The organism is Streptomyces sp. NPDC054770 (assembly GCF_053611985.1).
This window is the reverse complement of sequence record NZ_JBSHBL010000100.1, coordinates 1-13,590: the sequence shown is the minus strand read 5'-3', so window position 1 is coordinate 13,590 and position 13,590 is coordinate 1. Positions and strand designations below refer to the sequence as shown.

General features: G+C 71.5%; 13 protein-coding genes. All 13 read left to right on the top strand.

The annotated features are described in order from the left end of the window. The first annotated feature begins 3 nt into the window (after positions 1-3). On the top strand, positions 4-1,539 hold the full coding sequence (locus tag ACWGKQ_RS45890) for a right-handed parallel beta-helix repeat-containing protein (RefSeq protein WP_453298035.1): 1,536 nt from the start codon (positions 4-6) through the stop codon (positions 1,537-1,539). Between the two features lie 43 nt (positions 1,540-1,582). Next, entirely contained in the window at positions 1,583-2,842 is a 1,260-nt protein-coding gene (locus ACWGKQ_RS45885) for an O-antigen ligase domain-containing protein (protein ID WP_453298050.1), read from the top strand. A 2-nt stretch (positions 2,843-2,844) separates the two neighbouring features. Then, positions 2,845-4,086, top strand: coding sequence for a glycosyltransferase (locus ACWGKQ_RS45880; RefSeq protein WP_453298034.1), 1,242 nt, complete (start codon positions 2,845-2,847; stop codon positions 4,084-4,086). After that, on the top strand, positions 4,083-5,333 hold the full coding sequence (locus tag ACWGKQ_RS45875) for a class I SAM-dependent methyltransferase (RefSeq protein WP_453298033.1): 1,251 nt from the start codon (positions 4,083-4,085) through the stop codon (positions 5,331-5,333). Before ACWGKQ_RS45880 ends, ACWGKQ_RS45875 begins: the two co-directional genes overlap by 4 nt. Then, positions 5,330-6,124 carry a sugar phosphate nucleotidyltransferase gene (locus tag ACWGKQ_RS45870; RefSeq protein WP_453298032.1) on the top strand — a complete coding sequence of 265 codons (795 nt, stop codon included), beginning with the start codon at positions 5,330-5,332 and terminating at the stop codon, positions 6,122-6,124. Before ACWGKQ_RS45875 ends, ACWGKQ_RS45870 begins: the two co-directional genes overlap by 4 nt. Beyond that, the gene (locus ACWGKQ_RS45865) at positions 6,121-6,768 is read left to right on the top strand and encodes a PIG-L deacetylase family protein (protein ID WP_453298031.1); all 648 of its coding nucleotides are present in this window, start codon (positions 6,121-6,123) and stop codon (positions 6,766-6,768) included. The genes ACWGKQ_RS45870 and ACWGKQ_RS45865 overlap by 4 nt, the downstream gene beginning before the upstream one ends. A gap of 6 nt (positions 6,769-6,774) precedes the next feature. Further along, a complete protein-coding gene (locus ACWGKQ_RS45860) occupies positions 6,775-7,800 on the top strand; it encodes an NAD-dependent epimerase/dehydratase family protein (protein ID WP_453298030.1) in 1,026 nt (341 codons plus the stop codon). Then, positions 7,788-9,071, top strand: coding sequence for a DUF4910 domain-containing protein (locus tag ACWGKQ_RS45855; RefSeq protein ID WP_453298029.1), 1,284 nt, complete (start codon positions 7,788-7,790; stop codon positions 9,069-9,071). Before ACWGKQ_RS45860 ends, ACWGKQ_RS45855 begins: the two co-directional genes overlap by 13 nt. Positions 9,072-9,076: 5 nt before the next feature. Further along, positions 9,077-10,375 carry a hypothetical protein gene (locus ACWGKQ_RS45850; protein WP_453298028.1) on the top strand — a complete coding sequence of 433 codons (1,299 nt, stop codon included), beginning with the start codon at positions 9,077-9,079 and terminating at the stop codon, positions 10,373-10,375. Continuing rightward, a complete protein-coding gene (locus ACWGKQ_RS45845; protein WP_453298027.1) occupies positions 10,372-11,319 on the top strand; it encodes a glycosyltransferase family 2 protein in 948 nt (315 codons plus the stop codon). The genes ACWGKQ_RS45850 and ACWGKQ_RS45845 overlap by 4 nt, the downstream gene beginning before the upstream one ends. After that, entirely contained in the window at positions 11,316-12,548 is a 1,233-nt protein-coding gene (locus ACWGKQ_RS45840; RefSeq protein ID WP_453298026.1) for a polysaccharide pyruvyl transferase family protein, read from the top strand. Before ACWGKQ_RS45845 ends, ACWGKQ_RS45840 begins: the two co-directional genes overlap by 4 nt. Then, the gene (gene rfbC / locus ACWGKQ_RS45835; protein WP_453298025.1) at positions 12,545-13,096 is read left to right on the top strand and encodes a dTDP-4-dehydrorhamnose 3,5-epimerase; all 552 of its coding nucleotides are present in this window, start codon (positions 12,545-12,547) and stop codon (positions 13,094-13,096) included. Before ACWGKQ_RS45840 ends, rfbC begins: the two co-directional genes overlap by 4 nt. Before the next feature lie 7 nt (positions 13,097-13,103). Further along, the coding region (locus ACWGKQ_RS45830; RefSeq protein WP_453298024.1) for an aminotransferase class III-fold pyridoxal phosphate-dependent enzyme at positions 13,104-13,590 on the top strand (487 nt) is incomplete at its 3' end.

Here is a 13,590-nt window from a genome sequence, read left to right as displayed (position 1 = left end):
CACGTGGCGATCAAGAGACGGCACTGGGCGTTGACGGCGGCGCCGCTGGCGCTGGCCCTGCTGACGGCGACCGGCTGCGACAGCACGCCGGACGCCTCGGCGGCGAAGCCGACCGCCGCGCCGTCCACGTCCGCGGCCCGATCCGTGGCCCGGGTGTGCGCCAACCCCGCGGCCGGGCCGGCGAAGGCGCCGGCGGGCGCGGTGACGGTCGACCCCGCGGTCGTCGGCGACCTGGCGTCGAAGACCAAGAACAGCCCTGCGAACACCACGTTCTGGCTTCGACCGGGCAGGCACCGGCTCGCCCCGGACCGCTACGCCCAGGTCATCCCCAAGAAGGGGGACCGCTATCTCGGCGCGCCCGGCGCGGTGCTCGACGGCGGGAAGAAGAACCAGTACGCGTTCGCGGGCACCGCCCGCGACGTCACCATCCGCTATCTGACCGTGCAGCATTTCGTCGCACCGCAGAACGAGGGCGTGGTCAACCACGACTCGGCCGACGGGTGGGTGATCGAGCACGCGACGATCCAGGACAACTCCGGAGCCGGGCTGATGGCCGGTGCCCACCAGCAGGTCCGCGCCAGCTGCCTGCGCGACAACGGACAGTACGGAATGAACGCGTACAAGGGCGGCGGCGGCATCAGCGGCCTGGTGGTCGAGGGCAACGAGATCGTGGGCAACAACACCGACGACTGGGAGCGGCGGCAGCAGGGCTGCGGCTGCACCGGAGGCATCAAGTTCTGGGCCGTCGACGGCGCCGACGTACGCGGCAACTGGGTGCACGACAACCACGGAGCGGGGTTGTGGGCGGACACCAACAACAACGACTTCCTCATCGAGAACAACGTGCTGGAGTCCAACGACGGTGCCGCGCTGATCTATGAGACCAGCTACAACGCGATCATCCGGAACAACACGATCCGGCGGAACAACTGGGTCGAGGGCCGCAAGTACGCCGACCGCGGCGACAACTTCCCGTACGCGACCGTCTACCTGTCCGAGTCCGGCGGCGAACCACGGATCCGGGCCCGCACCGACAAGATCGAGATCTACCGGAACGTGCTGGAGAACAACTGGTCCGGGATCACCCTGTGGGAGAACGCCGACCGTTTCTGCAACAGCCCGGCCAACACCTCGTCCGGTGACTGCACGCTCCTGGTGAAGAACGCCGACCGCTGCGCGGAGCCGGCGATCGCCAAGGCACCGCTCTATGCGGACTGCCGGTGGAAGACCCAGCGCGTGGACATCCACGACAACCGCTTCGTGCTCGACGAGTCCGTGGTCCAGTGCACGGAGATGTGCGATCGCATGGCGGTGCTGTCCAACTACGGAACCTATCCCGACTGGTCGCCGTACAAGGGCGAGAAGGTGGCTGAGGCGATCACCCACAAGCAGGACAACCGCTGGCACGACAACGTCTACCTCGGACCGTGGAAGTTCGTCGCCTACGACCCGAGCCGGGTCCTCGACTTCGACGAGTGGCAGGGCACGGACTACCGCCAGGACGCGGGCAGCACCCTCGACTCACGGGCCGGTGGTTGAGATGGACGCGCAGACGAACGACGCGCGGACGAACGACGCGCAGATGAACGACTTGCGGACGAACACGGGGCCGGACACCCAGTCCGGCGCCGCACCGGGCACCGCCGGCACACCGAGGATCGTCGGGATCGTCTGGGGGCTGCTGGTCCTCAACACCCTCGGTTCCGCCGGGGCGAAGACCATCGTGCCGCTGCCCCGCTCCCTCATCCAGATGGTCACCATGGGTGCCCTGGTCGCCGCGTTCGCGCTGGCACTCGCGGTCAATGTCCGGCTGCGCATCCGGCCCAGCGCCTACCTGCTCCTGCTCACCCTGCTGCTGGTGTCGAGCGTGATCTCCAGCGCGCACCTGGAGTCCGGGTTCGGCGCGCTGTTCCGCTGCTTCCGGCTGGCTCTCTTCGTCGGCACCCTGTGGCTGCTCACCCGCTGGTGGGACGGCAGTCTGACGTTCGTCCGATACCACATCCGGGCGTACTTCGCGGTGCTCGGATCGGTTGCCGCAGGCCTGGTCGTCTCACCGGGCGCGGCCCTGCCCGACCTCTACGGCGGACGCCTGGTCGGCGCCCTGTGGCCGCTCACCCCGCCGCAGATCGGGCAGTACGCGGCGGTGATCATCGGGCTCACCGTGCTGCTCCTGCTGGGCCGCCGGACCGACCGGACGAGCGCCGCGGTGGTCATCGTGCCGTCCCTCGTGCTGCTCGCGCTGACCCATACCCGGACGGCCACGCTCGGCCTGCTCCTCGGGCTGGCCCTGGCGATCGGTTCGCTCATGCTGACCAGCGCGGCCGCCCGCCGGTTCTTCACCTGGGCGGTGCTGTGCTCCGCGGTGGCCGCGGTCGGGTTCGCCTCCGCCCTGCAGACGTGGTTCCTGCGTGGCCAGACCAAGGAGAACTTCTCCAGCCTCACCGGCCGGGCCAAGGTCTGGGACGCCCTCCTCGCCGCACCCCGGTCGACCTCGGAGAAGTTCCTCGGCGTGGGCCTGGGCGACAAGTCGTTCGGCGGGCTGCCGATCGACAACAGCTGGCTGGCCGTCTACAACGAGCAGGGTCTGGCCGGCGTCGGCCTCGTCGCGGCGATCATCGTCGTGCTGGGCGCCGTCGCGTTGCTGCGGCCACCGTCGCTGGCGCGGGCCTGCGCGATCTTCCTGATCAGCTACTGCGCGATCGCCTCGTACACCGAGGCCGGTCTGGGCGACGCCTCGCCGTATCTGCTGCATCTGGCCCTGGCCGCCTCGCTGCTGGCGGCACCCGCCGCGCCGACATCCCGTTCGGCGCCCGAACTCCCCAGACGATCGGAGGCGACCTGACCATGCACGTCCTCGTGGTGCACAACCGCTATGGCTCGGCGCAGCCGAGCGGAGAGAACAAGGTCGTCGACCAGGAGGTGGAGCTGCTGCGCGCGGCCGGCCACCGGGTCGAGGTGTTCGAGCGGCGCAGCGACGACATCGCCGGCCGGTCCCTCCTCGGCAAGGCCGCGGTGCCGCTCCTCGTGCCGTGGAACCCGGCGGTCCGCACGGAACTGACCGCCCGGCTGCGCGCCGAGCGGCCGGACGTGGTGCACGTCCACAACGTCTTCCCGCTCCTGTCGCCCGCGGTCCTCGCCGCGTGCGCCGACGCCGGGGTGCCCGCCGTCGCCACGCTGCACAACTACACCCAGGTCTGCCCGCCCGGCACGCTGCAGCGGGACGGCCGGCCGTGCACCGAGTGCGTCGGCTCCGCACCGCTGCCCGCCGTCCGGCACGGCTGCTACCGCAACTCCCGGCTCGCGACGGTGCCGCTCGCGGTCAGCCTGTCGGTCAACCGGCGCCGGTGGTGGTCCGGCGTGGAGCGGTTCCTGTGCATCTCCGCGGCCCAGCGCGACGTCCTGGTGCGGTCCGGCATGCCGGCCGAGCGGCTGGCGGTGAAGCACAACTTCGTGCCGGACCCGGGCAGTTGCCGGGAAGGCGAGGGAGAGCACCTGCTCTACCTCGGCCGGCTCGCGGAGGCCAAGGGCGTACGGCTGCTCATGGCCGCGTGGGACGGGATCGCGGCGGGCGGCGGGGTGGGCGTGCCGCTCGTGATCGCCGGCACGGGGCCGCTGGAGCGAGAGGTGACCGCCTGGGCGGCGGGCCGGGACGACGTGCGCTACGTCGGCCTGCTCGACACGGCGGAGTGCCGGAAGGTCATCGCACGGTCGGTCGCCGTGGTGGCCCCCTCGACGTGGCTGGAGGCGTTCGGCCTGGTGGTCGTGGAGGCGATGGCGGCCGGGGTCCCGACCGTCGCCGCCGGCCACGGCGCCTTCGTCGAACTCGTCGAGGACGGCGTCACCGGGCTGCTGCACCAGCCGGGTGACACCGCCTCGCTCGCGTCCCGCATACGCCAGGTAGCGGCCGACCCGGACCGCAACCAGGAGATGGGCCAGGCGGCCCGCCGCCGCTACGAGCAGGGCTTCAGCCCGGCCGTCGGGCTGCAGCGCCTGGAGGAGGAGTACCGCACCGCGATCGCGGGTCGGTCAGCACAGGCTCGCGGCGGGGACACCCGCGCGAGCAGGGGGGATGGGGACAGCAGATGACACGATGCCGACTCTGCGGCTCGGAAGCGATGGCGAGCGTCGTCGACCTCGGGGCGACGCCACCATGCGAGAGCTTCCTCGCCGCGGACCAACTGGACGAACCGGAGCCGGCGTACCCGCTGCACCTACGGGTCTGCACCGAATGCTGGCTCGCGCAGATCCCGCCGCTGATCACGCCGGAGGAGACGTTCAAGGAGTACGCGTACTTCTCCTCCTTCTCGACCTCCTGGGTGGAGCACGCGCGCACGTTCGTCGCCGACGCCGTACAGCGGCTGGAGCTCGGCCCCGACGCCTTCGTGGTCGAGGTGGCGAGCAATGACGGGTACCTGCTGAGGCACGTGGTGGACCGGGGGATCCGCTGCCTCGGCATCGAGCCGTCGGTGAACGTCGGCGCCACGGCGCGGGAGGCGGGCGTGCCCACGCTCACGGAGTTCCTCTCCCCGGACACCGGCGCCGCCGCCCGCGCCGAGCACGGCCCGGCGGACCTGGTCGTCGCCAACAACGTGTACGCGCACATCCCCGACGTGGTCGGCTTCACCCAGGGGCTGCGCGCCCTGGTCGCCGACGACGGCTGGGTCTCCATCGAGGTGCAGCACCTGCTGACCCTGATCGAGGAGAACCAGTACGACACGATCTACCACGAGCACTTCCAGTACTACACGGTGGCTTCAGCGATCCGGGCCCTTGCGAGCGGCGGACTCGCGCTCGTGGACGTCGAGCTGCTGCCCACGCACGGCGGTTCCATCCGGCTGTGGGCCAGGCCCGCCGAGGTCGCGGGGGAGCCCTCGCAGCGGGTGGCCGACGTGCTGGCGCGCGAAAAGGCCGCCGGGCTCCAGGAGCTGTCCGGGTACGCCGAGTTCTCCGCCCGGGTGGCCAAGGTCCGCCGGGACCTGCTGCGGTTCCTCATCGAGGCGGCCGAGCGCGGTGAGACGGTCGTCGGCTACGGCGCCCCCGGCAAGGGCAACACCCTGCTCAACCACTGCGGCATCCGCCCCGACCTGCTCGCCTACACCGTCGACCGCAACCCCTACAAGCACGGCAGGTTCACCCCGGGCACCCGCATCCCGATCCTGCCGCCCGAGCGGATAGCCGCCGACAAGCCGGACTACGTCCTCGTCCTCCCGTGGAACCTGCGGGCCGAACTCGCCGAGCAGCTGTCCTTCGTGCACGAGTGGGGCGGCCGACTCGTCTTTCCCATCCCGGAACTGAGCATCGTCGAGGGCGTCTTGAAAGAGGTCACAGCATGAAGGTCGTCCTGTTCTGCGGCGGTTACGGGATGCGGATGCGCAACGGCACCTCCGACGACGTGCCCAAACCGATGGCGATGGTCGGCCCGAGACCGCTGATCTGGCATGTCATGCGCTACTACGCGTACTTCGGGCACACGGAGTTCATCCTGTGCCTCGGGTACGGGGCCCACCACATCAAGGACTTCTTCCTCAACTACGAGGAGACCACGTCCAACGACTTCGTCCTGCGCGGCGGGAAGACCGAGCTGCTCTCCACCGACATCGCCGACTGGACGATCACGTTCGCGCAGACCGGCATCGAGTCACCGATCGGGGAGCGGCTGCGCCGGGTCCGGCACCACCTGGACGGCGACGAGATGTTCCTCGCCAACTACGCCGACGTGCTCACCGACGCCCCGCTGCCCGAGATGATCGACCGGTTCGCCGCGCGCGACGCCGGGGCGTCGATGATGGTGGTGCCGCCGCAGTCGTCGTTCCACTGCGTGGAGCTGGGCGAGGACGGCCTGGTGGGAGGCATCACCGCGGTGAGCGAACTGCCGCTGTGGGAGAACGGCGGCTACTTCGTGCTCCGCCAGGAGATCTTCGACCACATACCGGAGAACGGGGACCTGGTCGCCGACGGATGCGCCCAACTGGCCAAGCGGGGGCGGCTGGTGGCGCACCAGCACCGCGGCTTCTGGAAGCCGACCGACACCGTGAAGGAGCGCGCCGCGCTCGACGAGGCCTACACCCGGGGCGACCGCCCGTGGGCCGTGTGGGAGCGGGACACCGCCGGAGCCAGAGCGTGATCCGGCTCGGGGCCGGCCCCCTGGACCGGATTGTCGCGGTGGGCGCCCACTGCGACGACATCGCCATCGGCGCCGGCGGCACGCTGCTGACGCTGTGCCAGGAGCGGCCCGGTGTCCGGGTCGACGCGCTGGTGCTGTCCGGCGGCGGCAGCGAGCGCGAGCAGGAGGAGCAGGCCGCGCTCGCCGCCTTCTGTCCGGGCGCCGACCTGCGGCTGACCGTGCTCAAGCTGCCGGACGGCCGGCTGCCTGCGCACTGGGAGGAGGCCAAGGCCGCGGTCGAGGAGCTGCGCGAGCGGACCGACCCGGATCTGATCCTCGCGCCGCGCACCGACGACGCGCACCAGGACCACCGCGGCCTGGCGCAGTTGCTGCCCACCGCGTTCCGTGACCACCTCGTGCTCGGCTACGAGATCGTCAAGTGGGACGGCGATCTCGGCCGTCCGTCGGCGTACCAGCCGCTGGAGCCGGAGACCGCCGAACAGAAGGTGCGGCTGCTGCAGGAGCACTACCCCTCGCAGCGGCACCGGCCCTGGTACGACCGGGAGGCCTTCCTCGGCCTCGCCCGGATCCGCGGCATCGAATGCCACGCCCGCTACGCCGAGGCGTTCGCCGTCACCAAACTCACGCTCAACCTGGGGGGTTGAACCACCTTGCGCGTACTACTCACCGGACACCAGGGCTATCTGGGCACCGTGATGGCCCCGGTCCTCAAGGCCGCCGGACACGAAGTCGTCGGCCTCGACGCCGGCCTGTTCGCCGACTGCGTGCTCGGCCCGCAGCCCGACGACCCGCCCGGACAGCGGGTGGACCTGCGCGACGTCACGGCCGAGCACGTGGCCGGGGTGGACGCCGTGATCCACCTGGCCGCGCTGTCGAACGACCCGCTCGGCTCGCTGGCGCCGGAACTCACCTACGACATCAACCACCACGCGTCCGTCCGCCTCGCCCGGCTGGCCCGCGACGCCGGAGTACGGCGCTTCCTGTACGCGTCGACCTGCTCGGTCTACGGCGCCGCCGGCGGCGGCGACCTGGTGACCGAGGACGCCCCGCTGCGCCCGGTGACGCCGTACGCGGAGTCGAAGGTCAGGGTGGAGGACGACCTGCACGCGCTGGCCGACGACGACTTCACCCCGGTGTTCATGCGCAATGCCACCGCCTTCGGCTACTCGCCCCGGCTGCGCGCCGACATCGTGCTGAACAACCTGGTGGGGCATGCCCTTTTGTCCGGTGAGGTCCTTGTGCTCTCCGACGGCACCCCCTGGCGCCCGCTGGTGCACGCCGCCGACATCGCGCGGGCCTTCACGGCCGCGCTGACCGCGCCGCGCGAGGCGGTGCACGACCAGGCGTTCAACATCGGCAGCGAGATCAACAACGTCACGGTCGCCGAGATCGCCGAACAGGTCGCCGAGGCGGTGTCCGGCGCGAAGGTGGTGATCACGGGGGAGAACGGCGCCGATCCGCGGTCCTACCGGGTGGACTTCGCCCGGTTCCGTGCCGCGATACCCGGCTTCGACTGCGAGTGGACGGTGAAGCAGGGCGCGCTCGAACTCGCCGACGCCTACCGGAAGTTCGACCTGACCCGGGAGGACTTCGAGCAGCGCTACACGCGGCTCGCCGTGCTGCGCGCGGCGTCCGACGCCGGCACCGTCGACGACACCCTCAGGTGGCGCCGGTGACCGACGTGAGCGAGGAGATGTACGCGCTGGTGGAGCGGATGTACCCGCTCTGCCGGAGCATCACCGGCGACGGTGTGCGCGCCACCCTGGACATCGTCGGGGAGTACATCCCGCTGCAGGTGCACGAGGTGCCGACCGGGACGCAGGTGCTCGACTGGACGGTGCCGCAGGAGTGGAACATCCGGGACGCGTACATCGCCGACGCCACCGGCCGGCGGGTCGTCGACTTCGCCGCGTCCAGCCTGCACGTGCTCGGCTACAGCGTGCCGGTGTCCGCGACCATGCCCCTCGCCGAGCTGCGCGACCACCTGCACACGCTGCCGGACCAGCCGAGTTGGGTGCCGTACCGCACCAGCTACTACAAGCCGGACTGGGGGTTCTGCCTGGCCCAGGAGACCCTGGACGCGCTGCCGGAAGGCGAGTACGAGGTACGCATCGACTCCACCCTCGCGGACGGCCACCTCACCTACGCCGAGCACGTGGTCCCCGGACAGGTCGCCGACGAGGTCATCGTCTCCTGCCACGTCTGCCACCCCTCGCTGGCCAACGACAACCTGGCCGGCATCGCCGTGTCGACGTTCCTGGCCCGGGCGCTGGCGCGGGAGACGCCCTATTACACGTACCGGTTCATCTACGCGCCCGGCACCATCGGGGCGATCACCTGGCTGGCCCGCAACGCGGAGCGGGTGGACCGGGTCAAGCACGGCCTGGTGCTGGCCTGCGCCGGGGACCCGGGCCAACTGACGTACAAACAGAGCAGGCGTGGCGACGCGGAGATCGACCGGGTGCTGCGGCACGTGCTGACCGCATCCGAACGCCCGCACCGCATCACCGAGTTCACCCCGTACGGCTACGACGAGCGGCAGTACTGCTCGCCCGGGTTCAACCTGGGCGTGGGCTCGCTCACCCGGACCCCGTACGCCGGCTACCCCGAGTACCACACCTCGGCGGACAACCTGGACTTCGTCTCCCCGGCGGCGATGGCGGACACCCTCGCCGTCTGCCGCGAGGCGTTCGCCGTCCTCGACCGCAACCGGCGGTACCTCAACCTCAGTCCCTACGGCGAACCGCAACTGGGCCGGCGCGGGCTGTACGACGCGCTCGGCGGCCGCAGCGACACCAAGCAGGCCCAGATGGCCATGCTCTGGGTGCTCAACCTCTCCGACGGCGAGCACAGTCTGCTGGACGTCGCCGAGCGGTCCGGGCTCCCGTTCGACACCGTCGCCGGCGCGGCGAGCGCTCTGCACGGCGCCGGGCTGATCAAGGCATGAGGCCGATGACCACCCAGGGGGAGGAACCGCAGACAACGGCGCCACCGGCCCGGTCCGCCAAGCGGGCCCTGGTCGGCCGGCTGTCCTGGGGACTGGCCGACCAGGCGGCCTCCAGCATCAGCAACTTCGCGGTGGGCATCTACGTGGCCCGCTCGCTGGGGGTGACCGCGTTCGGTGTCTTCAGCCTGGCCTGGGTGACCTACGGCGTGGTGCTCAACGTGTCCCGCGGCCTTGCCACCGACCCGCTCGTGGTGCGCTTCAGCGGCGTGCCGGAGACGTCCTGGCGCGGGGCGGTGGCCCGGTCGACGGGGACCGCACTCGGCGTCGGCTCGGCCCTCGGCGTGGTGTGCCTGGCGGCCGGGCTTGGCCTCGGCGGCCGGGTGGGTCCCGCCTTCGCCGCCCTCGGCGTCATGATGCCGGGGCTGCTGCTCCAGGACGCCTGGCGGTTCGCGTTCTTCGCCGCCGGCGCCGGGCGGAAGGCGTTCGTCAACGACGTCGTGTGGGGCATCGCGCTCGTCCCGGCCATGGTGGTGGCGGCCCACGTGGACACCGTGGCCGCCTTCGTGCTCGCCTGGGGCGCGTCCGCCACGGTGGCCGCGGGGTACGGCTACCTCCAGTCCGGCATCCGGCCCCGGATGACCGAGGCGCGCGGCTGGCTGCGTGAACAGCGCGATCTCGGCTACCGGTACCTGGTCGAGAACGTCAGCCTCAGCGGCGCCAGCCAGGTGCGGGCGTACGGGCTCGGCGTGATCGTCGGGGTCGGCGCGGTGGGCGCGGTGCGGGGCGCCGAGCTCCTGATGGGCCCGTTCCTCGCCGTGCTGATGGGGCTTTCGCTGGTCACCGTCCCGGAGGCGGCCCGGGTGCTGCGGCGGGCCCCGCACCAACTGGGCAGGTTCTGCCTCCTCCTCGGCGGCGGGCAGGCCGCCGGAGCACTGCTCTGGGGCTCGGCGCTGCTGCTGATGCCGGGCCGGCTCGGCGACCTGGCGCTCGGCGACGTCTGGCACTCCTCTTCGCACCTGATCGTGCAGATCACCCTCAGCGTCGCGGGAGCGGGCCTCGGCACCGGTGCGGCGGCCGGGCTGCGCGCGCTCGGCGCGGCCCGGCGCAGCCTGCGCTGCCAGCTGTTCGCCTCCGCCTGCTACGTCGGCGGCGGGCTCGGCGGGGCGGCCGTCGCGGGCACGGCCGGCTCGGCCTGGGGCGTCGCCGCCGCGACCCTCAGCGGTTCGGCCGTGTGGTGGCTGCAGCTGCGGTCCGCCCTGCGCGAGCGCCACCGCAATCCCATCCCCGAAGTGAGGACCGCATGACCGACCGACCCAGGCTGAGCATCGGCCTGCCCGTGTACAACGGCGAGGAGTACCTGGCCGAGTCGTTCGACGCCCTGCTCGGCCAGACCTACGAGGACTTCGAACTGGTCGTCTCCGACAACGCCTCGACCGACGGGACCGAGGACATCTGCCGCAAGTACGCCGCGCAGGACTCCCGCATCCGGTACCACCGGCTGCCCCGGAACATCGGCGCCACCCCGAACCACAACCACGTGTTCGCCGAGTCCCGCGGCGAACTGTTCAAGTGGGCCTCGCACGACGACCTCTACGGCCGCGACCTGCTACGGCGCTGCGTGGAGGCGCTGGACGAGCGGCCGGACGTGATCCTCGCGCACACCGACCAGGCGGTCATCGACGGCGACGGCCAGGTGACGGTCCCCTACGAGTACACGCTCGCCACCGGCTCGCCGCACGCACCGGAGCGCTTCCGCAGCCTGCTGTTCGAGCCGGGCGGCGACGACTTCTACGGGGTGATGCGGGCCGACATGCTGCGCCGCGTGAAACCGATGGACAGCTACCACCACGCGGACCGCACGTTCGTCGCCGAGATCACCCTGCACGGGCGCTTCTACCAGGTGCCGGAGCTGCTGTACTTCCGCCGCGACCACCCCACCCGCGCCGAGCGGGCGAACCCGTCCAAGCGCTCCCGGTGCGTCAACCTGGACCCGCGCCGGGCAGGCCTGCTGCACCCGACGCCCCGGTTGCTCGCCGAGTACGTCTGGGGCTTCGCCTCGGCGATCCGGCGGGCGCCGCTGTCCCCGGCCGACCGGCGCGCGTGCTACGGCCACCTGGCCGCGTGGATGACCAGCCGGGTCCGGCCGGGCGCCGGCGAGCGGGTCGAGGACCGCGCCCCGGTCGACCCGGCCCTGCTCACGGTCTCCGTGGACGCCCTGGTCGCCGGCCGCGAGGGAAGGCAGTCATGACGTCCACGGACGAAACCCCGGTACGGGTCGGGGTGTTCGGCCTGCTCGGCTCCGGCAACCTCGGCAACGACGGGTCGCTCGAAGCCGTCCTCGGGTACCTGCGCGCCGACCACCCGGACGCGGTCGTGGACGCCTTGTGCGGCGGACCCGAGGCCGTGACGGCCCGGTTCGGGATCCCCGCCACCCGGATGCACTGGAACCGCGCCGAGTACCGGACCGCGTCCCGCGCCGGCTCGATCGCGGCCAAGGGACTCGGCAAGTTCGTCGACATCTTCCGCACCGCCGCCTGGGTGCGCCGGCACGACGTGGTGATCGTGCCGGGCATGGGCGTCCTGGAGGCCACCCTGCCGCTGCGGCCGTGGGGCTTCCCGTACTCGCTGTTCCTGCTCTGCGCGAGCGGCCGTCTGCTCGGCACCCGGGTCGCGCTGGTCAGCGTGGGCGCCGCCGAGATCCGCAACCGGCCGACCCGGGCCCTGGTCCGCTGGTCGGGGCGGCTGGCCGCCTACCGGTCCTACCGGGACGCCCAGTCCCGGGACGCGATGCGGGCGATGGGCGTGGACACCACGCGCGACGAGGTCTACCCGGACCTCGCCTTCTCCCTGCCGACACCGCCGGTGAACGCGCCCTCGGGCTCGCCGGGCTCGGTCTGCGTCGGCGTCATGGACTTCCACGGCGGCAACGACGACCGCGCCCGCGCCGACGAGATCCACCGGCGCTACCTCGACGGGACGATCCGGTTCGTCCGCACGCTGGTCGAGGAGGGCAGACCGGTCCGGCTGCTCACCGGCGACCGGTGCGATGCGACTGTGGTCACGGCGATCCTCGAAGCGGTCGACTCACCACTGGTCACCGCGGCCGAACCGGCCTCCCTGGACGACCTGATGAACGAGATGGTGGCCGCCGACACCGTGGTGGCGGTCCGCTACCACAACCTGATCTGCGCGCTGAAGACCGGCACACCGGTGCTCGCGCTCAGCTACGCGGCGAAGAGCGACGCGCTCATGACCGGGATGGGCCTCGGCGCCTACTGCCACCCGGCCCGTGAGGTCGACGCCGACCGGTTGCTGGAGCAATTCCGGGCGCTGGAGAAGCGAGCGCCCGAACTGCGGGGGACCCTCACCGAGCGGAACCAGGCCGCCGCCCGCCAACTGCAGGACCAGTTCAGCTCGTTGACCGCGGCCGTGTTCCCCGCGACCCACCGCACCCACGCCCGGCAGGAGTCTCCGTGAAAGCCACCGAAGTCCCGGAGATCACCGGCGCGTTCCTCTTCGAACCGACGCCGTACACCGACGAACGCGGCTTCTTCTGCCGCACGTTCGACGCCGACGTGGTCCGCTCGGTGGGCCTCGACCCGGACGCCTTCGTCCAGGACAGCCTGTCCCGCTCGGTCCGGGGCGTGCTGCGCGGCCTGCACCTGCGCTCCGGCGCCGGCGAGGCCAAGCTCGTGCGCTGCTCGTACGGGAGGATCTTCGACGTCGTCGTGGATCTGCGGCCGGATTCTCCGACTTACCGCAATTGGACCTCCTTTGAACTCACAGGAGAATCACAACCAACTCTTTACATTCCCGCGGGATGCGCGCACGGTTTTCAGGCACTGACCGACACCGCCGACACCTCGTACCGGATCGACCGCCCGCACGATCCGGCCGAGGACGTGACCATCGCCTTCGACGACCCGGAGCTCGCCATTCCCTGGCCGCTGCCGGTCGCCTTGATGTCCCGACGGGACCGGGAGGCGCCGAGCCTCGCCGAGGTCCTGAAGCACAGAGAAAGTTGAGGTCCCCGTGGACACCGAAGTGCTTGACCTGCCCCTGTCGCGGACAGCCAACGAGCGGCTGCACGCCATGATCCCCGGGGGCGCTCACACCTACGCCAAGGGCGACGACCAGTACCCCGAGAACCTGGCCCCGGTCATCAGCCACGGCAGCGGTGCCCACGTGTGGGACGTCGACGGCAACCGTTACATCGAGTACGGCTCCGGCCTGCGGTCGGTCAGCCTCGGCCACGCCCACCCGCGCGTGGTCGAGGCGGTACGGCGGGAGCTCGACCGCGGCAGCAACTTCGTCCGGCCGTCCATCGTGGAGGTCGAGGCCGCCGAACGCTTCCTGGCCACGGTGCCGACCGCCGAGATGGTGAAGTTCGCGAAGAACGGCTCGGACGCCACCACCGCCGCGGTGCGCCTCGCCCGCGCCGCCACCGGCCGCTCGCGGGTGGCCCTCTGCTGCGACCACCCGTTCTTCTCCGTCGACGACTGGTTCATCGGCACCACGC

Coding starts and splice junctions, on each gene's coding strand:
- ACWGKQ_RS45850 (WP_453298028.1), top strand. CDS start 9,077: ATGACCACCCAGGGGGAGGAACCGCAGACAACGGCGCCACCGGCCCGG.
- ACWGKQ_RS45845 (WP_453298027.1), top strand. CDS start 10,372: ATGACCGACCGACCCAGGCTGAGCATCGGCCTGCCCGTGTACAACGGC.
- ACWGKQ_RS45870 (WP_453298032.1), top strand. CDS start 5,330: ATGAAGGTCGTCCTGTTCTGCGGCGGTTACGGGATGCGGATGCGCAAC.
- ACWGKQ_RS45840 (WP_453298026.1), top strand. CDS start 11,316: ATGACGTCCACGGACGAAACCCCGGTACGGGTCGGGGTGTTCGGCCTG.
- ACWGKQ_RS45875 (WP_453298033.1), top strand. CDS start 4,083: ATGACACGATGCCGACTCTGCGGCTCGGAAGCGATGGCGAGCGTCGTC.
- ACWGKQ_RS45885 (WP_453298050.1), top strand. CDS start 1,583: ATGAACGACTTGCGGACGAACACGGGGCCGGACACCCAGTCCGGCGCC.
- ACWGKQ_RS45880 (WP_453298034.1), top strand. CDS start 2,845: ATGCACGTCCTCGTGGTGCACAACCGCTATGGCTCGGCGCAGCCGAGC.